Source organism: Chamaesiphon sp., from assembly GCF_041738855.1.
Taxonomy (GTDB): domain Bacteria; phylum Cyanobacteriota; class Cyanobacteriia; order Cyanobacteriales; family Chamaesiphonaceae; genus Chamaesiphon.
Genome location: NZ_JBGSPA010000131.1, coordinates 169886 through 192319, shown reverse-complemented (window position 1 = coordinate 192319; position 22434 = coordinate 169886). Strand labels below are relative to the sequence as shown.

The 22434-nt window shown below is 48.3% G+C and carries 21 protein-coding genes; 8 read left to right on the top strand and 13 right to left on the bottom strand.

Annotation, left to right across the window (positions count from 1 at the left end; translation table 11 throughout):
- Positions 1-48 precede the first annotated feature (48 nt).
- The 6 genes from ACEW9I_RS12875 to lipA all read right to left on the bottom strand — a co-directional run bounded on the left by ACEW9I_RS12875 (position 49) and on the right by lipA (position 5266).
- Complete coding sequence (locus tag ACEW9I_RS12875) at positions 49-1152, bottom strand: hypothetical protein (RefSeq protein ID WP_373540729.1); 1104 nt, start codon at positions 1150-1152, stop codon at positions 49-51.
- A gap of 15 nt (positions 1153-1167) precedes the next feature.
- On the bottom strand, positions 1168-1299 hold the full coding sequence (locus tag ACEW9I_RS12870) for a hypothetical protein (protein ID WP_373540728.1): 132 nt from the start codon (positions 1297-1299) through the stop codon (positions 1168-1170).
- Positions 1300-1360: 61 nt separating this feature from the next.
- Positions 1361-3229, bottom strand: coding sequence for an asparagine synthetase B (locus ACEW9I_RS12865; RefSeq protein ID WP_373540727.1), 1869 nt, complete (start codon positions 3227-3229; stop codon positions 1361-1363).
- The gene (locus tag ACEW9I_RS12860) at positions 3226-3702 is read right to left on the bottom strand and encodes a lasso peptide biosynthesis B2 protein (RefSeq protein WP_373540726.1); all 477 of its coding nucleotides are present in this window, start codon (positions 3700-3702) and stop codon (positions 3226-3228) included. Before ACEW9I_RS12860 ends, ACEW9I_RS12865 begins: the two co-directional genes overlap by 4 nt.
- Positions 3674-3955: a PqqD family protein gene (locus ACEW9I_RS12855; RefSeq protein ID WP_373540725.1), complete on the bottom strand. Its 282-nt coding sequence runs from the start codon at positions 3953-3955 to the stop codon at positions 3674-3676. Before ACEW9I_RS12855 ends, ACEW9I_RS12860 begins: the two co-directional genes overlap by 29 nt.
- Before the next feature lie 405 nt (positions 3956-4360).
- Positions 4361-5266: a lipoyl synthase gene (gene lipA / locus ACEW9I_RS12850; protein ID WP_373540724.1), complete on the bottom strand. Its 906-nt coding sequence runs from the start codon at positions 5264-5266 to the stop codon at positions 4361-4363.
- A 251-nt stretch (positions 5267-5517) separates the two neighbouring features.
- Between lipA and ACEW9I_RS12845 the strand changes: the two genes are divergently transcribed.
- Positions 5518-6255 (top strand): response regulator, encoded by a 738-nt coding sequence (locus ACEW9I_RS12845; RefSeq protein WP_373540723.1) that lies wholly within the window; start codon positions 5518-5520, stop codon positions 6253-6255.
- Positions 6256-6362: 107 nt separating this feature from the next.
- Here the strand turns inward: ACEW9I_RS12845 and recR are convergent, their stop codons facing one another.
- Complete coding sequence (recR, locus tag ACEW9I_RS12840) at positions 6363-6983, bottom strand: recombination mediator RecR (RefSeq protein WP_373540754.1); 621 nt, start codon at positions 6981-6983, stop codon at positions 6363-6365.
- A gap of 754 nt (positions 6984-7737) precedes the next feature.
- Between recR and ACEW9I_RS12835 the strand changes: the two genes are divergently transcribed.
- The 7 genes from ACEW9I_RS12835 to ACEW9I_RS12805 all read left to right on the top strand — a co-directional run bounded on the left by ACEW9I_RS12835 (position 7738) and on the right by ACEW9I_RS12805 (position 15467).
- Positions 7738-8577, top strand: a complete 840-nt coding sequence (locus tag ACEW9I_RS12835; RefSeq protein ID WP_373540722.1) for a peptidoglycan-binding protein — start codon at positions 7738-7740, stop codon at positions 8575-8577.
- Positions 8578-8918: 341 nt separating this feature from the next.
- The gene (gene speA, locus ACEW9I_RS12830; protein WP_373540721.1) at positions 8919-10934 is read left to right on the top strand and encodes a biosynthetic arginine decarboxylase; all 2016 of its coding nucleotides are present in this window, start codon (positions 8919-8921) and stop codon (positions 10932-10934) included.
- Between the two features lie 244 nt (positions 10935-11178).
- Positions 11179-12474, top strand: a complete 1296-nt coding sequence (locus ACEW9I_RS12825) for a DUF3086 domain-containing protein (protein WP_373540720.1) — start codon at positions 11179-11181, stop codon at positions 12472-12474.
- Positions 12475-12713: 239 nt separating this feature from the next.
- Entirely contained in the window at positions 12714-13364 is a 651-nt protein-coding gene (gene plsY / locus ACEW9I_RS12820; RefSeq protein ID WP_373540719.1) for a glycerol-3-phosphate 1-O-acyltransferase PlsY, read from the top strand.
- 70 nt (positions 13365-13434) lie between these two features.
- Complete coding sequence (locus ACEW9I_RS12815) at positions 13435-13767, top strand: SH3 domain-containing protein (protein WP_373540718.1); 333 nt, start codon at positions 13435-13437, stop codon at positions 13765-13767.
- Positions 13768-13811: 44 nt separating this feature from the next.
- Positions 13812-14465, top strand: a complete 654-nt coding sequence (locus ACEW9I_RS12810; protein WP_373540717.1) for a M15 family metallopeptidase — start codon at positions 13812-13814, stop codon at positions 14463-14465.
- A 357-nt stretch (positions 14466-14822) separates the two neighbouring features.
- Positions 14823-15467 carry a GIY-YIG nuclease family protein gene (locus ACEW9I_RS12805; protein ID WP_373540753.1) on the top strand — a complete coding sequence of 215 codons (645 nt, stop codon included), beginning with the start codon at positions 14823-14825 and terminating at the stop codon, positions 15465-15467.
- 132 nt (positions 15468-15599) lie between these two features.
- Here the strand turns inward: ACEW9I_RS12805 and ACEW9I_RS12800 are convergent, their stop codons facing one another.
- The 6 genes from ACEW9I_RS12800 to ACEW9I_RS12775 all read right to left on the bottom strand — a co-directional run bounded on the left by ACEW9I_RS12800 (position 15600) and on the right by ACEW9I_RS12775 (position 22392).
- Positions 15600-15806, bottom strand: a complete 207-nt coding sequence (locus ACEW9I_RS12800) for a hypothetical protein (RefSeq protein WP_373540758.1) — start codon at positions 15804-15806, stop codon at positions 15600-15602.
- Between the two features lie 162 nt (positions 15807-15968).
- Positions 15969-17405, bottom strand: a complete 1437-nt coding sequence (locus tag ACEW9I_RS12795) for a BCD family MFS transporter (RefSeq protein WP_373540716.1) — start codon at positions 17403-17405, stop codon at positions 15969-15971.
- A gap of 196 nt (positions 17406-17601) precedes the next feature.
- Positions 17602-18732, bottom strand: a complete 1131-nt coding sequence (locus ACEW9I_RS12790) for a DegT/DnrJ/EryC1/StrS family aminotransferase (RefSeq protein ID WP_373540715.1) — start codon at positions 18730-18732, stop codon at positions 17602-17604.
- 172 nt (positions 18733-18904) lie between these two features.
- A complete protein-coding gene (locus tag ACEW9I_RS12785) occupies positions 18905-19675 on the bottom strand; it encodes a class I SAM-dependent methyltransferase (protein WP_373540714.1) in 771 nt (256 codons plus the stop codon).
- 62 nt (positions 19676-19737) lie between these two features.
- A complete protein-coding gene (locus tag ACEW9I_RS12780) occupies positions 19738-20847 on the bottom strand; it encodes a GNAT family N-acetyltransferase (RefSeq protein ID WP_373540713.1) in 1110 nt (369 codons plus the stop codon).
- A gap of 513 nt (positions 20848-21360) precedes the next feature.
- Positions 21361-22392 (bottom strand): hypothetical protein, encoded by a 1032-nt coding sequence (locus tag ACEW9I_RS12775; RefSeq protein WP_373540712.1) that lies wholly within the window; start codon positions 22390-22392, stop codon positions 21361-21363.
- Positions 22393-22434 lie beyond the last annotated feature (42 nt).

Here is a 22434-nt window from a genome sequence, read left to right as displayed (position 1 = left end):
TTTGGGGTAAAGGGAACGGGGAGATACTATTGGCGCGAACCAACAGCACTATACCGCAGATCGGTGCTGCCGAAAATCCGCGATTAACAACTCGATCGTCTCAACTAACCGTCCGATATCGGTGTGTGGCGTCAGTTGCCGCACGGGGATATATGCTACCACTCGACTCAAGATCTCAAACTCTTGAGCGCGTAGTTGTTTGTCGAGGAGATAGTTGGTGTAGGTGTTTGTTACCAGCGTGATGAGTCGATCCTGAGTCGTCATCGGTGCGATCTGGGGACAGGCTGGATCGTCGGCGCGATCGTTGATATAGTAGATCGCCGCTAAAGGCAATGGTGCTGACTGAAACTGATACCCAGCCTGGTTCAAGTCTAGATAACGTTTGTCCCAAGTGGGATGAGTGGGTACCAATCGCGGCAAAGCCTCGGCATCACCATACAATGCCTGCACGGATGAATCCCACAACCGGATGCGGGGGTAAGCAGATTGCACCCAGAAGGTATCGCCGCGATCGATCAATGGTACTACATCATCAGAGAGTACTGGATAACCTGCCCGCGCAAATGCTGCCGCAGTGGTTGATTTACCCGCTCCGGCAGCTCCGACTAATACTACAACTCGACCGTCAATCGCGATCGCGCTGGCATGAAGACAAACCGTACCGCGCAGCCTGAGTACAAAGCCCAGCATCGGGCCGAGCAGATAGGTAGCCATATCTTCGATGGTCAGCTCGTCTGGCCAAGTTGCCCAAATCTGAGTACCCAACCGACTGACCACAAACGTAGTTCGATCGTCATATCGGCAGTAGAAGTACTCGTTGAGTGGCGAATCTGACTGCCGCTGTTGGCTCTGTCTCGTACCTTGTGAACTGTCTGGATCGCCAGCAGTGAGGGGCGCAGTCACTAGCAAGGGCGCGTCGAGCTTCCATACTTGGAGTAGTGGCACGGATGTAGATCTGTCTAATTCTGACTCTTCCATGCGCGTGTGCCAATTGGGAGTGCCCACTGGGTGAGTTTCACTCAACCAGCTTGGCAGCTCACCCAAGACAACATCGACAATAGGAAGGTCGCCTGCCAGGTTATCGATGGCAATCAGTCCTGGCAAAGCGATATTAACGGTCAAATTTAGACCATAAATCCGATAATATTTCATGGACTAATGAAATTCCTAGGAGGTTTTCCGTCTAGTACCAGTTGTTGCACCATCGGCAGTGGAACCACCCCTTCCCATATTTTGGGTCATCACACTGATGTTTCCATACATCCGAAATTCGGGCTTGTGGTAACTTTGCTTGTTCATAGTTTTAATTTGGGGTAATTTTTAAGTACGCAACCGACAGATACTAACTTAGTTATCAAAACTAAGATGTGTCGTGTCGGCTAGTTGACGATCCTAACTGCAGATCCTTGGTGATGACAGGTAGTGCGCGATCGCACCAATAGGCGAAACTGATGGGGGTAAAGTCTTCCCAGTTTAAATGCTGCTCCAACAATGAAGTAACTTTGTCGATATTAACATAGCTCTCGACGGCGCGTAACACGTTGGCGATTGATGCTCGATCCTGTGGTTGTAAAGTTTTGCTGGTCAATGGATCTCCAGCTAGCGGGGTTTTAGGTCGCAGCCTAATTTCTGCTGGTAAGCTGTGTGTTGTTGCCATCCTCAGCAATGTCTTATTTGTACACCAAGGTGTAGATGGCAATGCAAGTAAATAACTTACCAATCGCAAATCGATAAATGGCAGTCTCACTTCGACTGGAACTCCTGAATGTCCAGGATCGTTTGTCTCCAATAGCGATGCCCACAGGATCGAATTAATCTTGTGATAGGCTGGCGATCGCGGCGAGTCTACTACGGGATCTGGCTCATTGCCAAATTGTGCCCATCGCTGGGGGAGATCGAGCGAGCGCGCAAAGTCTGGATTGAGCCAGTGAGGATATGCCGCTGGAGCTGGTGGGGAATTGCCGCCCCGTCGCAGCCAGCCGAGCAAACCCGACCCCCACTGCGGTTGGAGACCAAAACCAAAATAAGCACGGCTCAAATCCGCTCCGACATCGAATAGTGGCATTGTTTTGAGCATGTCGATCGCGGATGTGGGCGTGAGTGATTCATCACCACCGTCACCGCAAAATACTACGCGACTATGACCTGCTACCCGCCGCAATCGTTCCCCATTGACGATCTCCAGTGGGTTGTTGGCTGGCTCTGGGGTGGGGAACTCTGAGTCGTACCCTTGATAAAGAGTATAGTCATCGGCGACTTGATAATCGATCGGGATGCCCAACCTCGCAGCGGCGAGTCCAGCATAATAGCGTTCGCGATCGGGGATGAGTGTATCGTAGACAATTGTAAAAGCTTTTAAGTCTAGCGGCTGGTTGCGTTGTCTGGCTACTGCCAGTGCTGTAGCCGCAATCGTGGTCGAATCCAGTCCCCCACTAAAAAAGCTGGCAACTCGATCGCTCCGCAGCCGATCTCCCACCGCCTGACCCATCAATTCCTGGAACCTGTCGATATAGTCTTGAGATTGCTTGTACCGGATTAGCTCTGGGACTGGCATCGTCCAATACTGGCGCGACTGCCATCCCCGTGACGACCAAGTTAATGTGTGCGCGGGGGGCAATCTTTGGATATCCGCAAAGATCGTTGTCGCCAGATCGTAATTGAAGTCGAATAGTAATATATCTCCGACCGTCTGCTCGTTCAGCTTGCTGGATACCTGGGCATGTTGGCGCAAACAAGCAATCGTATTACTAAATACTAAACAATCGCCCACCCGCGCATAATAAAACGGCTTCACACCCAAATGATCCCGCGCACAGAACAACCGCTGGGTGCGATCGTCCCAAATCCCAAACGCAAAATCTCCTAATAGATGCTGGGTACAATCATCACCCCACCGCAGATATGCTTGCAAAATTAGCTCGACGTCAGTCAATATTTGCTCATTACTAATAGTTCGATGCGTGAGTTCTAATTTCTCAATCAAGGTATGGCGATCGTCAATCCGTGCGTCGGCGACGATCCAGACTTGACGATCGATCGTGTATGGCTGTGTCTCAGCGGCTGACTCCCAAGTTGTCTGCAACATCGCGTGTCCAAAGCCGACAAATTCCTGCGACCAGATTGTTTGAGCATCTGGCCCTCTAAAAGTCATCACCTCAGTCATCCGGCGTAACCAGCTCGGATCGACAGGTGCCTTATTAGTATGAATCAGCCCCACAATTCCGCTCACAGTTTTTCCTGCATAGATTGTTCAAATGAACGATCGAAAGCTTGATACCGCTGATGGACATCCTCAGTGTCATTGAGCACGATCCCCTGATACTCTACCCAAGCATGGGCTGTAAATATGGTTGACTCTCGCCCGACACCGATCCGGATCTCACTTAATATGCCCTGAGATCGCAACAAAATCCACAATAGCAAAGATTGTTTGAGACAATTTGTCCATCGGCGATGGTAACGCACCGCCACTCGCACCAGTCGTACTGTCGCCCAGACTTGTGACTCGACTGTCCCAGCAACCGCACAGCTCTTGAGCGGTAGCCGCAATAGCATCGCTTGGGTAAACTGCATTCCCTTGAGACTCACCGCGATCGCGATTACAGGCAACAACCATAACGCGTGAACCAGCAGCCAGCGATCGCCACTGGATAGCGTCAAGATCGTGCTGTATTTACGCCGCAGTAACTTCAACCAAGTCATGCTCGACAAATTTGGCGACCAAGTTTAAGAAATCTTGTTTTAACTCTTCAGGATTGACATCGTAGCGATCGAGCAGTCGATCGTAGGCAGTCTGCAATGAGTCAGCTTCTTTCAAACAAGACCACATCGCATTCCCGACATCATCAAGTCCAAAGTATTCTTCACTCTCTAAGTTGAGTAGGACGAGTTCACCGCCCAGATCTTGGACTAAAATATCTTTGTTGACAGCAACCTTCTGTGTAAGTATGAGCATCGATCCACAGCACAAGGGAAAGGGGTATTCAGAGCGATCGTACAAAATGTTATACATTTATGCACACCGTATTTCCTAAGAATATACCATTGATCGGCAAAATCTCACTAGTTATTTGGTTACCCCTTTCAGTGTCCAATTAGATATTTAGGATGGATGGTGGAGGGTAGAGGGTAGCGATGCGCGATACGTAGGGTTCCCCGAGGGTTTAGCGACCCAAACACATGCGGAGGTGCCCTCCGCATGTGTTTGGGTCAAGACAGCGCATCAAGACAGAGGGTGAATGGTGAATGGTGAATGGTGGGTCGAAGGTTGTCTATTTGTTGGATGTTAAGGGAATAGATAGTAGCTGAAATCTAGACAGTGGGCAGTGCCCACCCTCCACAACTGTCAACTATCAACTATCTACCCTTCCCCCGCGTGGTAAGAACTCCGCACCAATGGCCCCGATCGCACCTGCTTGAACCCCAATTCTCTGGCGATTGCGCCCAAGCGATCAAATTCGGCTGGAGTCCAATATTTGACTACAGGTAGATGTTCGAGCGATGGTCGCAGGTATTGTCCGAGCGTGAGTCGATCGCAATCGATCGATCGCAAATCTGTGAGTGTCTCGATGATTTCGGCTTCAGTTTCGCCATGTCCGAGCATCAATCCCGACTTGGTAGGGATACTCGGATTGACTGCTTTGACATGACTCAAAACAGCTAACGATCGCTGGTATTTTGCCCCACGGCGCACTCGATCTTGGAGTCTGGCTACTGTTTCGACATTGTGATTGTAGCAAGCAGGTTTGACGCCAACTACGGTGGCGATCCGCTCCAACTGTGCCGCCTCAGCATCCCGACCGCTCCAGAAATCGGGAGTCAGCACCTCTACCTGAGTCTCAGGGTGGAGATCGCGAATTGCCGCGATCGTCACCACGAACCAACCCGCACCACCATCATCGAGATCGTCCCGCGCTACGGCGGTCAGCACCACGTACCGCAGTCCGAGCAGGGCGACGGCTTCAGCCACCTTTTGGGGTTCTTGGGGGTCGAGGGGCATCGGTGCGTGACCTTTGTCCACCTGACAAAAGCCACAACTGCGAGTGCAAGTCGGCCCCATCAGCAGAAAGCTAGCAGTCTGTTGGGAGTAGCACTCACCGCGATTGGGACAGCGACCTTCCTCGCAGATCGTATGAATTCCGCGCTGTTTGACGATCTGTTGAACTGTCGAAAGTTCGCTAGCCGTACCGATCGATCGCCGCAGCCAAGGGGGGAGGGCTTGAATTTCGTTACGCCAATGCGCTAAGTCTGCGGAAGATGAGGGCATACTCTAGAGATAAGGGGTTTGAAGTTTAGAGATTGGGATCTAGAATCTGGGCTAGTTGTAGGATTAAGAAAGTTTGTAAGGGATGAGTCGATCGATGTTACCCTTGAATTTTAACAATTCTGGGTAGTAATGCATCTGCTCGGGATTTTCTCAACTTGCACTGAAACTAGGTCGAATCATCTGAATTATAGGAACGGGAGTAACAACCAGTAACAACACCTAAGTTCATAACAGACAACAAGGAGTCAAGTGTGGCAACTAGTAAAATCTTGGTAATTGACGATAGTCGTGTGATTCGGAAGACCGTCCGCGATATGCTTCCAGAAGGTGACTTTGAGGTAATTGAGGCAAAAGATGGGTTAGAGGGGATCGGTTTTGTCGAAACAGCCCACCCAGCTTTGATCATGCTCGACTTTATTCTGCCCAAAATGAGTGGCTGGGATGTCTTTCAGCAGATTCAGGCACATCCAGAATATCAAAAGATTCCGTTGGTATTGATGTCTGGGAAAAAAGAAGAAGTCACGAGTAAGATTTCTGAACCCTTTGAGTATTTTGAGTTTATTGAGAAACCATTCGATCGCGTTGTCTTGGCTGAAGCGATCCGCGTGGCAATGACCAAAGCGCGCAAAGCGCGTCCTCGGATGGCGGAGCTACCTGCGGCGGTAGTGAGTGTCGGCGAATCCCCAGTCAGCAATGACGAGATCGCCCAACTGCAAGCCCAACTCACTCGATCGACCGCACAACTCGACCACCTCCAGACAGCGACTGCTACTCAAATTCAAGAACTCCAAGCCCAACTACTCCAAGTCGATCGCGATCGAGTGACAGCCATCGAGCAGTTGACCGCTCAACTTGAGTTCGATCGTCAGACTCAGCAGTTTACACAGGATGCTACAGCACAGCAGACGATCGAACTCAAAACTGATATCGATACACTCAAAAAACAACTCGGTCAACTAGTCGTACTGATTAAGAAAAGACTGACTTAGACAAATTAGGAGCTGGCTAGATCGACAACCGATCGTGTTCGAGCTATGCGCGTCAACATTGATGCGATCGGTCGCTCGTCTTGGTGGTGTGATGTTACTTCTGAGAACTAACCGATCTCTCGTCTGCCTTCTAGAGCGCGGGCGAGGGTTATTTCGTCTGCATATTCGAGATCGCCACCCATCGGTAGCCCAAAGGCAATTCTGGTAACCTTGGTCAACGGCGCGATCAGTCGTCCCAGATAGAGCGTCGTCGTCTCCCCTTCGACGGTGGGACTGACCGCCACAATCGCTTCTTTGACATCCTGACTGGCGATCCGCCGTAACAACGAAGAGATATTTAGTTGTTCTGGGCCGATCCCGTCCATCGGCGAAATTACCCCACCTAAGACATGGTATTGACCGCTAAATTCGCGCGTTCTTTCTAAGGCGATCACGTCACGAGAATCAGCAACGATACAGATCGTCTGGCGATCGCGTTGGGGATTGCGACAGATCTCACAAATCGGCTCGGCAGACAGATGAGCACAGACCTGACACAATCCCACCTGCTGCTTGGCGTCGATTAATGCTTGAGCCAGTTGTTCGACTTCGGCTGGTGTGCGTTTGAGAATGTGCAGAGCCAACCGCTGGGCAGATTTGGGGCCTACTCCAGGCAAGCGTTGTAGTTGCTCGATTAAATTGGCAAGGGGGCGCGTATAAGCCGTAATCTTAGCTCCTAAACGATCGATTGGATGATTATTATATGCGAAATGGCGATCGACTAAAATCGTATTTTAGCTAGATCGAGGGTAGAGTGTGTTAGAGGTTGTTTCAAAAGTTATTTTTGCCATCCCTAATTGGTTGGAATCCCCTCAAATACCCTCTTAGGCGCAAGCCGCAACGCGCCGATCCGATCTCATATTTGAATGATAGGATGGCAATAAGAGAGTTAGCTACTAAATTTCTTACCGATTGTAACTTCTTGCTCTAGTCTCGCGGGCGATTACTTACTTCGTTGGCATAGCCTCTCTGACAGAGCAGCGCGGCTACGCCAACGATCGCCTACCAAATAAAAAGCCTCAACTCACCAAAGTGAGTCAAGGACGAATAATCAGGGTGCATCTACCACTCCTATATCCATCCCCTCCCTCACACTATCAGGACGAAAATAAATCATCGCCTCACCCCATAAAAAGCCCCAACTTACAACAGTAAGTCAGGGACGAATAATCAGGGTGCATCTACCACTCCTATATCCATCCCCTCCCTCACACTATCAGGACGAAAATAAATCATCGCCTCACCCCATAAAAAGCCCCAACTCACAACAGTAAGTCAGGGACGAATAATCAGGGTGCATCTACCACTCCTATATCCACCCCCTTTGATGCACTATCGGGACGATTTTAGGTGTTAGGTGTTAGGCATTAGGGGTGGATGGTCAATAGTGTCTGAAAGATTCCCCTCGTCCCCGATTTCCTTCTGCTCTCCTCCGCCATACTCATGACTACAGTCAAAGAAGCGATCGAAACGATGATTTTAGCCCGCAATGTCGATACAGGGCGCGTGAGCGGCTTGAGTAGGCAAATCGTCGCGCAAATGAACACCTTACAAACTGGGATCTTGATTAACTTTGAGAACTTACCAGGAATCGGTAGCTCAGGTGAAGCACATCTAAATCTCTATCTCCAAGTTGGAGCTAAAGAAGACTTGCGAGCAGTGCTGCGGGAGGGCAGATCCAAGCAACCCAGCCTCAAAATGACGATTAGCTCTGCTTATCGGACAGTTGCCCAGCAGCATGTGCTTTACCAAACTTACCTGCGCGATCCCAAGCTGATCCCACTGGCTGCCAAACCTGGGAACAGCAATCATGAGGACGGTTTGGCGATCGATGTTAGCAACTACAATGCCTGGAAACCATATTTATTGGCTAATGGCTGGCAATGGCAAGGTAGCAAAGATCCCGTACATTTTTTTAACAATAACGGTCGCGATGATGTGAGCAATCTCGGGGTCAAAGCTTTTCAGAGCCTGTGGAATAAGTACCATCCTGAAGACCAAATGACTTTTGATGGGATCTTTGGTACCCAAACCGCCGTGAAAATGGATCGCTGTCCGATCGCGGGGTTTTTGTTAGTAACCCTATTTCAGCTTGGCGATACGGGGCCGATGGTAACCCGAATTCAGCAGCGGTTGACCAATGTCGGCTTCCCAACCCCCGTCAATGGCTCGTTCGACCAAAAGACCAAAGATGCGGTGATTAGGTTTCAACTCAAGCGGGGATTGGCTGCTGATGGTGATGTAGGGTCGATGACCTTGAAGGCTTTGGGCATTAAATTATAAGCTGAGATATTACCTTACCACCTCAAAACTCGGCCGCCACCATCCACCATCCACCCTCTACCCTCTGTCTTGATGTGCTGTCTTGACCCAAACACATGCGGATGGCACCTCCGCGTGATTTGGGTCGCTAAACCCTCGGGGAACCCTACGTATCGCGCATCGCTACCCTCTACCCCCAAAGATCTACCCTTCGACACTTCAGTTTCGATCGCGTGCGAGGGTATGTTAAAGATGAGCGAGTGCATTCAAACGATCGGGAGATCCGTTGAGAATGCGTTAAAATTAAACAATTAAAGACCCGTCGGATGCGGGAAATATGAGAGTAAGTGGCTAAAAAAGATATGGAATTAAAGCTACCAGGTGCAGACGTAGCTGCTGAGTTGAATGAATTGTTGAAAACTACTTTAGATCCTCAAGTTCAAGCTAAAGTGGGCGTCAAACCTCAGCATCAATTAGAGCAGCCGCCAGCACCTTGGACGATCGAAGACAGCGAGAATCTCTATCGGATTCAAGGCTGGGGGGAACCCTATTTTTCGATCAATGCAGCGGGACATGTGACTGTAGCTCCTCAGGGCGATCGTGGTGGCTCTCTAGACCTGTACGAATTAGTTACATCGCTCCAACAACGCAATTTGGCTCTGCCACTCCTGATTCGGTTTTCAGACATCTTAGAACACCGGATCGAGCGGTTAAATTCCTGTTTTGCCAAGGCGATCGCGCGATACAATTACGGCGGCATCTATAAAGGGGTCTTCCCAGTCAAGTGCAACCAACAAAAGCACCTCGTCGAAGATCTAGTCAAATTCGGCAAGCCTTATCAATTTGGACTAGAAGCAGGTTCCAAGCCAGAGCTAATGATCGCGATCGCGATGCTCAATAATCCTGGAGCATTGCTCATCTGCAACGGCTACAAGGATCGCGAATACATCGAAACGGCGATGCTGGCGCAAAAGTTGGACCAGACACCAATTATCGTCCTCGAACAGATCGAAGAAGTCGAAATCGCGATCGCGGCGGCTCAAGCCCTGGGAATCAAGCCCAATCTCGGCGTCCGTGCCAAACTCAACGCCAAAGGGATCGGTCGCTGGGGCGTATCTAGTGGCGATCGTGCCAAATTTGGGCTGACGATTCCTGAGATTATTATGGTGGTCGATCGGCTCAAGGAAGTCGATATGCTCGACTGCCTCCAACTGCTACACTTCCACATCGGTTCGCAAATTTCTTCGATCTCGGTGATCAAAGATGCGATCGGTGAAGCTAGCAAAATCTACGTCGAACTCGTCCAACTGGGCGCGAACATGAAATATCTGGATGTCGGTGGCGGCTTGGGGATCGACTACGATGGCTCCCAGACCAATTTTCACGCCTCCAAAAACTACGACCTCCAAAACTATGCCAACGATATCGTCGCCGAAGTCCAAGAGACTTGTAGCGACAAAAATATCCCCGTTCCCACCCTCATCAGTGAGAGCGGACGGGCGATCGCATCTCACCAATCCGTGCTGATCTTTGATGTCCTCAGTACCTGCGAAGTTCGCACCGACTTACCCCAACCCGTTACCACCCCCGAGCATCAGATCGTGCGGAACCTGTGGGAAACTTACGAGAGCATCAGCCCCGAAAACTTTCGGGAAGCCTTCTACGATGCCAACCAGTTCAAAGATGAGGCACTCAGCCGCTTCAAATTTGGCTACTTGTCGCTGACAGAGCGATCGCGCGCCGAACAACTCTACTGGGCATGTTGTCAAAAAATCCTCGACATCGCCAAGCGCGAGGAATATCTGCCCGAAGATTTGGAAGAACTCGAACAAATCATGGCATCGATCTACTATATCAATCTGTCTGTGTTCCAGTCAGCTCCAGATAGTTGGGCGATCGATCAATTGTTCCCGATCATGCCAATTCATCGGTTGGCTGAAGAACCCACCCGACGCGGCATTCTCGCCGATCTTACCTGCGATAGCGATGGCAAGATCGACCAATTTATCGATCTCAAAGATGTCAAACACGTCCTCGAACTCCACCCCCTCGAAGCCGAAAAACCCTATTATTTAGGCTTATTCCTCGGCGGCGCGTATCAAGAGATCATGGGCAATCTCCACAACCTATTTGGTGATACCAATGCCGTTCACATCAAGCTCACCCCCAAAGGCTACAAGATCGAACATGTAGTCAAGGGCGATACGATGACTGAAGTCCTTGGTTATGTCCAATACGACGTGGAAGACTTGATCGAGAGCATCCGCCAAAAAGCCGAACAAGCCCTCCTCGACAAGCGGATCTCGATCGCTGAATCCCAACGCCTGCTGCAAAACTACGAACACAGTCTCTCTCAATACACCTACCTAGCCCCATAAACACAGTTGACAGTTGACAGTTGACAGTTGACAGCGATTGGCTATTGGAGTAGGCTTTTCCGAGTTAAAAATCCCCTCCCTAGAGGGGATTTTTTTTGAGAGTGGGCGATCGTCGATCGCAATTTTCGGGTGGCAGCGGAGGTGAGATATAATTGTGAACGAGCGATCGCGATGTAACTTTCTAGTTAGAAGCTGCATCGACGATATATCGCTACTTTTTCCTGTGCTGACTACGCCAAACGCTATGAACCCTGACGGAACTGCCAATCCCAAGCCAGATCGCCGATCGCCCCCACCACCAGAAATCATCGATGTTCAAGTAGTGGAAGAACAGATCGCGTCAGTACCAGAGCCAGTAGAAGATCTTTGGCACAATGAAGAAGTTGCCCAGCAGCCGCCACCAGCGATGACTGACGCTGTCCCGCCAGAGCCAACCGCAGCCTCTATCCCTGAAGATAACTGGGCGATCTTACTAGATGAAATCAGTCAAGAATCCGAATCAGAGCTAGCACCAGAGAGCGAGCCAATAGTCACCCGTGAATCGATCCGACGGGTTGATGATGTCACACTCGCACCATTGCTCCGCACCGAGGCAGAACTTCAGCATCAAATCGCCGCCTTGCAAGCTACCCAATCCCAACTTCAACAACAAATCGCCTCCACCCAAGCCAGTTTCGGACAAATCATCCAAACTGGGATCGCCGATCTCGAACAACGTCGCCAAAAACTGCAAATCTCCGTCGAACAACTCGAACGGAGACGCGATCGCTTACAAACCGAAATTAGCAAAAGTTTTGCGGGTGGCTCTCAAGATGTCGCCATCAGACTTCAGGGCTTCAAGGATTATCTCGTTGGTAGTCTCCAAGATCTAGTCGTCATCGCTGAAGAGATCGAATTTCCCCAACCACCACCCGCCCAGATCCGCCTCCAGACACCACTGGCACAACCATCTGCAATATCTACCACCAGGAACCAACCACCCCAATTTACCGAACCAGCCTTTAAAAGCACCGCTAGCAAAGTCCGCGCCGCGATCGATCGCTATCGCAACGCACCAGATTATTATGCCCCCACTTGGCAACTCCGTCGTACCTTAGAAGCCGTCCATGCTGACAAGGTTTCGGATTGGTTTTTTACCAAAGATGGGCGTGGTGCCGTGCGGACGATGGGGAGTCGCTTACAAAATATCTTGGTAGCCGCTGCGGCAGTATCGGCACTACGCGAGCTATATGGTGACTATCTCCGTACGCTCGTCCTCGCCAACCTACCCGAACGTCTAGGTGACTGGCGTCGAGGCTTTCAGGACTGTTTGGGGCTGTCCAAGGCTGATTTTGGTGCCAATGGCGGGATTATTTTATTTGAAGATCCTGAAGCTTTGGTATCGAAGGTCGATCGAATCGTCGCTAACAAGGAAATGCCCCTAATCATCATCGACAATTCGGAAGGGCAAATCGGTCTATCGATCCTTCAATACCCGCTCTGGCTGGCATTTGCCCCCGATCCGAGTCAACAACTGGATGATTATCGAGAGTATCGGTAGGAGCGGTTTTAGGCTTTAGGCTTTAGGCTTTAGGCTTTAGGCTTTAGGCTTTAGGCTTTAGCTTTGTAGGGTGGGCAGTGCCCACCACAAGGGTTTCAGGTATTATCTCACCAATCGTACCGATCTCCTGAGTTGACAATTGACAGTTGACAGTTGATGGTTACAGGTAGTAAAAATAAGGCACAAGTGGCGCAACCGACTGTTAAATTATTGCTGTGCTCCCAACTTTTAACTTCCAGATGTTATCGAATATTATTATCGCTACAGGTATTTTCATAATTGCCTATTTTCTGGGCTCGTTTCCGACTGGATATCTCGCTGGAAAATTGCTCAAAGGCATCGATATTCGCGAACATGGTTCGGGTTCGACAGGGGCGACGAATGTATTGCGAACATTGGGCAAAGTTCCTGGATCGATCGTCTTACTAATTGATGCAGTTAAAGGTGTACTCGCGATCGCCATCGCCAATACTGTCTTCACCCTCAATCTATTCCCGACTCTTCCCGCCGAGTGGCAAGCTTATCTGGTACCGCTAGCAGCAACAGGAGCGATTTTAGGACATAGTAAATCGATCTGGTTGGATTTCGGTGGTGGTAAATCTGTTGCTACTAGTGTTGGCGTTTTACTCGCAATGTCATGGCAAGTTGGACTTGCAACTATCGTTGTTTTTGGTATGGCATTAGCGGTAAGTCGGATGGTGTCGATTGGTTCGATCGCGGGAGCGGTTTCGGCGACGATGTGGATGCTGGTATTCGATCGACCTTTACCATCGGTGATTTTTGCGATCGTTGGTGGGATTTATGTGATCTGGAGACATAGTGCCAATATCCACCGGATTATCGCTGGTACTGAGCCAAAGTTGGGACAGAAATTAGAATCGAGTACTTAAAATCATGCACGCAATCATCTGGAATCAACTCGATCGCGATTGATGTATTTATAACTAGTGGTAAAGACCTATGAAAATTGAAAAGTATCTAGCAAATATTCCCAAGCTAAGTGTGCTAGCGATCGCCACGATCCTCGTCGGTACCTATTCTAGCTTACCAGCACAAGCTCAAAACGCCTCTGGCAAAGCTTGTCGAGTCACCGATCCAACTGGTACGCCCCTCAATGCGAGACTGCAACCTAATGGTAAAATTGTCAATCGACTGCGAAATGGTCGGACTGTGTATGCTCAGTCAATTTCGACAGATAGTGAGGGCAAACCTTGGGTACTAGTCGCCATTAGAAGTCAGGGAAATTACCGAATTATGGGATACGTATTGAGAGAATTTGTGAGCTGCTACTAGTCAATTGAAAGTAGAGCGTAGTCTGAATCAATCTAGGTTAAAAGATGAATAGGTGGAAATATGCGATCGCCGCATTGTGGATGTGTTGGTTATTAGTTGTGAGCGATCGAGAAATGGCGATCGCTAAAAATCCGCCGCAGTCTCCATCCGATCCGCGTCAATGGACGGAAATATCTGAGGATAAACAGATCGATCTCGATTTTGCTTATGCAACTACCACCAATTTTGTCAAAATCAAACTATATCCATGTGCGCGGTGTTTTTTGCGTAATGATGTCGCCATCGCAGTACGACTAGCGAGTCAACAATTGCAACAACAAGGATACGGCGGATTGAGATTATTTGACTGTTATCGTCCGCAACCGCTCCAACAACAGATGTGGAACATCAAACCCGATGAGCGGTATGTCGCAAATCCACGTAAAGGCTCGGATCACAATCGTGGGACTGCGGTAGATCTAACAATATTGGATCTGCATGGGAAACCGTTGGATCTGGGTACACCGTTTGATGAATTTAGTCCAAAGGCGCACCACAATTATCAACAACTATCACCACAAGTCCTCAAAAATCGATCGCTATTAAAAAAAACAATGGCATCTGTCGGTTTTCGTCACATCGATACCGAATGGTGGCACTATGCTTGGAATGGTAACAAGCCACCGATCGGCAAATGGGTGTGGGATTGTCCAAAATAAGCCCGATTTCTAACCCACATTCCGCACTTCATCAAAAATCGACTACCGCACGATTGTGTCTTGAAAAGGTGCTCTACTTGGGGAAACCCCAAGACCGCACTTTCCGCAAATCGTCGCTCATGTTGCAAAGTCCGCTTTCGCGGACTGGGTTTCTTAGTCCGCGAAGGCGGACTTTGTGTCACTAGCAGCGGTTTCAACCGCTGACTTATTTGAAGTGCGAAATGTGGGATCTAACTATTTGAGGTGAGAGTTGTGGGTAATTGTCTAGAAAAAATGTAAATTCTGGATCGCCCCCAACTAACGACGGTCTACAATAGTTGTTAGCTTGTTCATCTAGAATTGACGATCGTCAAAAATATGTCTGACTTACCGATCGAACATCAAAATGTCCCCACCAATCATCAAGGTTTGCACGATTTTTTGTATAGTGCGGCTGACGAACATGGCGCTACCGCTCAGCAACCACAGTTGGATCTAGATAGCAACAGCATTTTAACTCTGACAGACTGGCAAGCACTAGCGGAAAATGCTCGTGTGGCTGGGGTATATGCCGTTCTAGATAGTGCGGATCGGACTCAATATGTGGGATACTCTCGCAATGTTTTGACCTCCCTCAAGGGGCATCTCGCCGAGCATGGTAGTGATGTTTGCGCTGGTGTGCGGGTACAACCGTTTAAGTTTCCCAAGCGGGAAGAGATGGAAAGTTTGCGCGATACCTGGATTGCGGCGTTAGATACGGTACCTCCTGGAAATACGGGCGCGGGTGGAGTTTGGGCGACTACTGTCGGTGAAATCGCCAAAGCTGCGATGTCTGAGCAGGAACAAGCTGTATATGAAGAGAAAAAGCTAAAACTGCGCCGTGCCATGGCAGATAGCGATCTGAGTCGAGAATTGGATGCCGCCGCTCTGAGCGATGAACAAAAGCGCGATAATTTTACCGCTGCGATGACTGATGACAATTGGAGTGCCGTCATTCAGGAACAAACCGCAGAAACGATCTAGGCTTTAGGTTTTAGGTTTTAGGTTTTAGGTTTTGGGTTTTGGGTTTTAGTAGATATCCTGTAGGACTGGCAGTGCCCACCCGACTTAAAGTACTGCTAAAAACCTCGCAGTCAACTGTCAACTGTCAACTGTTCAATAGTCGCTTTCAGCTACGCAGATCCCCTTACATTTGATACCATTGCTGGCAGTGCGGAGGCAGTGGGGACACAAGATCGGATCGTCCTTGGCAATACGTGGCTGATGATTAGTTTCAGGTGCCAACTTTTCATTGTTGATATCGCTACATTCGTCATCCTTTTGGAGAGACGTTGCGCGAACGGGATGGAGTTCAAACGTCATGAATTATAGGTTTGAAGGATGTGCAATCGGCGATCGATTTCTATACACATCTTAACATATAGCAATTTTTAAGTCAGCTCCTGGTATTTTGGTGCTCATGCGGCTAGTGCCCAACACACCCTACACTCACTAACAACGCAACTATCAGTTATCAATTATCAATTAATCTACATCTGCCGCAATGACTGCCTTAACAGCATCTGTAGCTGTAGTTTGAAACTCGCGCACATTAACCCTGTCGAGCAACTTAACCGCTACAATCATTGCCAGAGCTTGGAGACTAAATACCAACCCATAAGCGATCGCAATATTCGGAAAAATTGACTTGCCAATATCTAAGGCTACACCACCAAAAACTGTCGCCAAACCCTTGGCTAAAGCTTGCGACAAACCCCAGGCACCGATAAATGTTCCCGCAGTTTCGGGTACTGTCAGATCCAACATCAATGTAATCGCTCCAGTCGTCACCAATCCCGAACAGATCCCAAATAACAGTAGCGCCAGTTGGAGGAATACGGGATTGCGAGTAAAACCAGCGACAATCAGCCACAGCATCGATGCCGCTACTAGCATACAACCCAGGCGTGCTGTCTTCTGTTTACCCAGCCTGGGAATAAACCAAAATCCCGCCGCACTCAAGCCGAGTAATGTGCCGCCGCCCCAAAACGCATTTAGTGCCGCTGTTTTGCCAACGGGAAGATCGAACACTTCACCACCATAAGTTTCGAGGATCGGATCTTGGATAAATAATCCTAGTGTCATCACTACCAAAAAGGTAAAAAATACCTGAGTTTGACGACTGGCGGTAAGAATAGATAATGCACGTCCTAATGATAAATGCGTTCCGGTCTGCGGCGTTCCGACTCGACTAGTAAACCGAGAATATTTCTGTTCTACTCCCCAGGTACCGACGACAGTTAAAACACAAACGATCGCCGGAATAATGATAAATAATCGATTAATTTGGGCTTGAACTTGAATAATTGTCGCGTCAACTTCCAATGACTTGAGTAGAGAGCCGATCGTAATCGCTCCCACAATCGTACCGCCAATCAACATCGACCAATCTACTGCGACTAGGCGCGATCGGTCGTCCTCATCGGTGATATCTACTAGCAAAGTAGCAAATGGTGTCGAACACATACTCACCGACAAGCCATACAATGCAAATATAAAACCCAGTAACCCCGCCCAGCCATAGGTAGTCACCGTCCAACCTACCGCCTGGAGACTTGCGCCGAGTTGCCACATCACCTGTACGGCAATCCAAGCATTTGTTACCAGCCCAGCCGCTCCCAGCCAGATATAGCCAGTGCGATGATAACCAAATAATGGCTTGGTATCGGAGAGTTGTCCAAAAATAATTCGCGCTGGTGCTACAAACAGAGTCAGCGCAAGTATTACAGTAGCGATCGTACTTGGTACCGCCAACTCTTTGATCAATACCCGATTGAGTACCCCAAATACCATCACCGACATCATCCCCAAGCCCATCTGAAATAATCCCAGCCGGATCATCGTGGGTAATTTGACCTTGGGGAGGGGTTTGCTGTGAGGGTATCGATTTAGTTCTGGACTAGATAAATCGCCAGTAGTCATGAAATTTAAATATAAAAAATAGATCTAAGTCTGTCTAATTTAGACCACATACCTGAGAACTACCAATGGCAGTGTTCATAAAACTTTAGATTTAGGCTCTTGACAAATAGAATTATTTGTGCGTCTTCGATCGGTAATACCAGAGCAGCAAATCCCCGACTTCTGGAAGAAGTCGGGAATCTTTGGCGTGGCGAATTTACATTCGCGCACACTTGACGATCGCACTAGTCACGCACTCCAGATCTTCATCCGACAAATTGGAGCCAGAAGGCAGACAGAGACCGCGATCGAATAGATCTTCTGACACTTCACCCCCAAAACAGTCGCAATCCTTGAAGATCGGCTGCATGTGGAGCGGCTTCCACACTGGACGCGCTTCGATCTGCTCCTCAGCAAGTGCCAGCCGGATCTGTTCGCGATCGGCACCAAAAGCGACCGGATCGATCGTCAGACAAGTCAGCCAGCGGGTAGCACTTCCCCAGGGAGCTTCGGGCATAAACTCCACCCCTGGGAGCTGTCCCAGGACTCGCTCGTAGACCTCACAATTGCGGCGTCTGGCGGCGACGCGATCGCTCAGTACCAGCAGTTGTCCCCGCCCAATCCCCGCTAGGACATTGCTGAGGCGGTAATTGTAGCCGATTTCTGAATGTTGATAGTGGGGTGCGGGATCGCGGGCTTGAGTTGCCAAGAACTTGGCTTTGGAGGTGATACTGGCATCTTCAGATACCAACATCCCGCCGCCAGAAGTAGTAATAATTTTATTACCATTGAATGAAAAGATCCCGATCTTGCCAAAGGTGCCAGGAGAGCGACCTTTATAAGTCGCGCCCAGAGCCTCAGCCGCATCTTCAATCATCGGTACGTCATACTGTTGGCAAGCAGCGAGGATCGGATCGATATCGGCACTTTGCCCGTAGAGATGCACGAGGATGACGGCTTTGGGCAACTTGCCAACTTGGGCGCGCTGTGCCAAAGCCGCTTGGAGCAACTCAGGGTTCATATTCCAAGACAACCTGTCGCTATCAATAAAAACAGGCTTGGCACCCAGATAGGCAATCGGATTGGCACTAGCCGAAAAAGTCAGGCTCGAACAAAACACTTCATCTCCAACACCAACACCCACGAGTTTTAGTGCCAAGTGAAGCGCAGCCGTACCCGAAGTGACCGCAGTCGCATGACTCGCGCCGACTATTTGGCAAAACTCCCGCTCGAAGGCATCAACATGGGGGCCAACTGGTGCAATCCAATTAGTTTCAAAGGCTTCGGTCACGAACTTGTGCTCGCGATCGCCCATGTGGGGAGTTGAAAGTAGAATAGGTTTTGCCATTGCCAGGAGTTATGAATAAATGAAGGCGGTCTTCAATAGATATACAAATTGCTGTAGACTAGCTCACTACTAGATCTGCTGCCGATCGAGTCGCTAAACTTTATTATACCCAGATCGATCTGAGCGCAATCTGTGTTCCCGCGTAATTAATTATGCATAGATGTCCTGATGACTATTTTTTGACGACAACATATAACATCCCCTCTAGCTGTGCGGTAAGCAATTCGCGATCGGTTGTTTTCATGCTATCTGAGCTAGTTTGGGCATCGGTGCCGATGGCGACGATCTCAAAACCTACCGATTGTAGGAGCTGACAAATTTCGGATGCTCGATACCAGTAGATGTATGGCGGTCGATCGACGATCGAGTTAGGATTTAATTTGCCGCCGAGTTTTAACCACGGTAAATTCTGAATGCTGACGTCGTTGCCGCGCAATTTCCTGAGTGTGCGGAGGTAGGCAAGATAGCTGGCATAGATCGGTTTTGCAATACGTGCATCAAAACTCAAAAAGGAGAATATGCCCGTACCACCTGTAGCTAGAATCCGATAAGCTTCTTGAATAGCTTTGAAGCGATCGCTTTCGGTTTCAATCAGGCAAATAATTTGTTGTAAATAAATAATTTGCTCGAAGCTATTGTCTGGATAGGACAAAGAGATCGCATCACCAACTTGAAAATCAATCCGCCGCTGGGGATCTCGCTCGATCGCACAATCGATTAGTTCGGGTATATAGTCAAATCCAGCTAGATTGGTAAAACCCATCTCTTGCATTTTTAGCAAGATTCTACCGCCATTCGTACCAGCTTCGACTGTTTTGAGATCTGGCTGGAGATATTTTTGGATCAGGTAAGTTTCGGGCGGAAATAGTGTCTGGAGATCGAGCCATGTCTGAAACTCTATACCGTTATTGTATAAGTCTTTATTTGTGTTAGAAGATAACATATATTAGAGTGAGGATATATACTTGTAAATTGGAGGCGATCTCAAATCAAACTACGATCTATTCAAGTCGATATCCGATAACTAGGGAAAAAAGCTGTACTCTGAATTTCTGGCAGCGTCATGCCGATAACTTTAGCTCTTGAGTGTGTTAAGCCATCGTAAACAGCTCGATCGACGATCGCTTCAATCGTCCGAAAAGGTGCTACTCGATCGGAAAAACCAGACTTGAAATAATAGAGAGAATCTTGATGACCACCAAGTCCACCACCCAAGTTCAGGTATTGATTATTTCGCTCTTTTGCCCACCTAATGATGTAATCAAGCATAATTGTAGTAGGTGATTGAGATAAATACTGGGTCTTGGTACCACCTAAGTGATATTGAATTATCCCACTCACTTCAGTAATCAGAGAAGCTGCAATGACTTCGTTATCAACTTCGACAACACACAGAGCGATGCGATCTCCTAATGTCTGAACGAGTTTTTCAAAGTAATCTCTGGTAAAGTAATAAAGTTTAGTAGCATTCACACGACTCATCGTCTCCAAATAAATCTCTATAAATACATCTAAATATTTATCTACAGGTACCATCCTCACTATAAATCCAGCACGCTTTAATTGGTTGATTTTGTGCCGATAACTCGATCTGATTTGTTTCCAGATATCATTGAAATCGAGAGTCAAATCGCACACAACTACGTTCCCACGCGGGGATAATTTTGACCTAAGATCGCGGTCGGGAATAGATCGATCGCTCACAAACATCGAACTGTCAATGTAGCTATTGAGGATGGGATGCAGCCTGATAAATGCCGAACAAATATGATGTTGTTGCCAATGCTCGTAAATTAGATTCAAGCATTTTTTAACAAATACTGGATTTTGACCTGCTGGACTTACCAACATGCCAGGGTAACCATAAGGTGAGATGACATCAAAGATCCGATCGCGATCGACCCAATTGACATCTGCCAGCTGATGGCACTCCCGAACTAAGTATGGTAGAAAAAATACTTCCGCTTCATTCCTAATGACGATCGCTTCAGCAGTGGCATTTTGCCTCTTTGCCTCTAGTTGTAAATATCCAGGCAGATGATAAAAATCGTGAGGGATGGTATTTAGGTACTCTTGCCACTCTAACTCTAATGGCGAAATAACTTGGGCTAGCATAGAGCTTGATGACAATTCCAACTCGATCGTACTCTAAACTTCCTGAGTTTTGTTATTAAAATTGTCACATTAACTCCCATCCGCCCCAATACGGTTCGGTTAGCTAGTTAGGTAGCGGTTGAAACCGCCGCTAGTGATGCAAAGTCCGCCTTCGCGGACTGACAATATCTAAGAAAATGGACTTAACCGAACCGTATTGCCATCCGCCCGATCCTGCCTACTTGACAAAATTGCCTAATTTCAGGTCAAATCCAGTCTCAATCTGGCTTTGAGACGGATAAAGCCTGAAATGGCAGCTCTAAATTGATGAGATTTGCTTACTTACTCCCTTCCCAGTGAAGAATTAGACACCTAGTGTAGAGGTGAATGGCGATTCGCGATACGTTGGCGTAGCCTGCGCTCTGCGCTTACGGCAGAGCCAACGTATCGCGAATTGCTGTCAACTGTCAACTGTCAACTGTCAACTGTCAACTGTCAACTGTCAACTGTCAACTTTTTAACAAACCTCTAGATTTAAATCCAGCCACCCCAGACAGAAGAACTAACACCATTAGTTGTCATAAACGCAGTCAGGTCACTTTTGCTTTGATAGTTGGCGTACTGAATATTGCCATCCTTAAACATTAGTGCCCGCAGTACCGCACTCCCATCACCAAGCTTGAAGTAAAGGTCTTGGAAACCATCTTTATCGTAGTCACCTGCTGCTAGCAGTTTCAAATTATCATTTTTCAAATCACTTTGGAAGCGTGTTTGACTATCAAATGGGCCGCCAACATTTTCAGGCTTGTTTATGAGAGTAGGATCGATATAAATTCCAACGACACGAGTATCGCCATTCAAACCATATTTACTAAAATCGATATCACCATTCACGGCACCGACGCTAGCAAATCGACCAGTTTCTGGATTAACTAAAATACTCTCGAGATCGCCATCTCCCTGAATATCCGCATCTCCAAGTAACTTCCACGAACTGGCACCACCCAAGTTGTTGCCGTCGTAGTCTCGGATCGATGCCATATATTTAGCAGGATCTTTTTTGAAGTCAACTAAAGGTGTTAGAGCTACAGGTGGAACGGGGATAGGGGCATTGAAGATAGTGTACAAATTATACAAGTTGTTCGTCGTGTCGGTGATGAACGCACTTACTAGGGTGTTCTTGACAATTGCTAGTGGCGTAATCCCAAAACTGACGATGGTATCACTACCAGATTGCTTAATCGTCACGTCACTAGCTTTGCTGCTAAGTGGCAGATCGACTTGGATGCCATCCTCTACTGGATTGAAGTCGGTAATGATATTGGGGGCGTTTGGGAGTTTGACTCCACTCAGTTCAAACTGGTCAAAGCCAGCACCGCCAGTGAGGGTGTCATTTTGATAGCCGAAGAGAGAGTCATCACCATCGCCAGCATTTAAAGTATTGCCACCAGCTCCGGTCAAACCGACCACATTATCGCCGCCAGCCAAACCATTGAGGGTATCACCAGTGCGACCGCTGGGGATAAATAAGTTATCGCCAGCAGCAGTTCCATTAATTATTGCCATGTTAATTCTCTTATAGACAATCGGGGGTATTACTCAAAATTG

Bases quoted from the DNA above. Each gene is read 5' to 3' on its own strand.
- ACEW9I_RS12875 (WP_373540729.1), bottom strand. From the start codon at position 1,152: ATGAAATATTATCGGATTTATGGTCTAAATTTGACCGTTAATATCGCT.
- ACEW9I_RS12870 (WP_373540728.1), bottom strand. From the start codon at position 1,299: ATGAACAAGCAAAGTTACCACAAGCCCGAATTTCGGATGTATGGAAAC.
- ACEW9I_RS12860 (WP_373540726.1), bottom strand. From the start codon at position 3,702: ATGACTTGGTTGAAGTTACTGCGGCGTAAATACAGCACGATCTTGACG.
- ACEW9I_RS12855 (WP_373540725.1), bottom strand. From the start codon at position 3,955: ATGCTCATACTTACACAGAAGGTTGCTGTCAACAAAGATATTTTAGTC.
- lipA (WP_373540724.1), bottom strand. From the start codon at position 5,266: ATGCCCTCATCTTCCGCAGACTTAGCGCATTGGCGTAACGAAATTCAA.
- ACEW9I_RS12835 (WP_373540722.1), top strand. From the start codon at position 7,738: ATGACTACAGTCAAAGAAGCGATCGAAACGATGATTTTAGCCCGCAAT.
- speA (WP_373540721.1), top strand. From the start codon at position 8,919: ATGGAATTAAAGCTACCAGGTGCAGACGTAGCTGCTGAGTTGAATGAA.
- ACEW9I_RS12825 (WP_373540720.1), top strand. From the start codon at position 11,179: ATGAACCCTGACGGAACTGCCAATCCCAAGCCAGATCGCCGATCGCCC.
- plsY (WP_373540719.1), top strand. From the start codon at position 12,714: ATGTTATCGAATATTATTATCGCTACAGGTATTTTCATAATTGCCTAT.
- ACEW9I_RS12815 (WP_373540718.1), top strand. From the start codon at position 13,435: ATGAAAATTGAAAAGTATCTAGCAAATATTCCCAAGCTAAGTGTGCTA.
- ACEW9I_RS12810 (WP_373540717.1), top strand. From the start codon at position 13,812: ATGAATAGGTGGAAATATGCGATCGCCGCATTGTGGATGTGTTGGTTA.
- ACEW9I_RS12805 (WP_373540753.1), top strand. From the start codon at position 14,823: ATGTCTGACTTACCGATCGAACATCAAAATGTCCCCACCAATCATCAA.
- ACEW9I_RS12800 (WP_373540758.1), bottom strand. From the start codon at position 15,806: ATGACGTTTGAACTCCATCCCGTTCGCGCAACGTCTCTCCAAAAGGAT.
- ACEW9I_RS12795 (WP_373540716.1), bottom strand. From the start codon at position 17,405: ATGACTACTGGCGATTTATCTAGTCCAGAACTAAATCGATACCCTCAC.
- ACEW9I_RS12790 (WP_373540715.1), bottom strand. From the start codon at position 18,732: ATGGCAAAACCTATTCTACTTTCAACTCCCCACATGGGCGATCGCGAG.
- ACEW9I_RS12785 (WP_373540714.1), bottom strand. From the start codon at position 19,675: ATGTTATCTTCTAACACAAATAAAGACTTATACAATAACGGTATAGAG.
- ACEW9I_RS12780 (WP_373540713.1), bottom strand. From the start codon at position 20,847: ATGCTAGCCCAAGTTATTTCGCCATTAGAGTTAGAGTGGCAAGAGTAC.
- ACEW9I_RS12775 (WP_373540712.1), bottom strand. From the start codon at position 22,392: ATGGCAATAATTAATGGAACTGCTGCTGGCGATAACTTATTTATCCCC.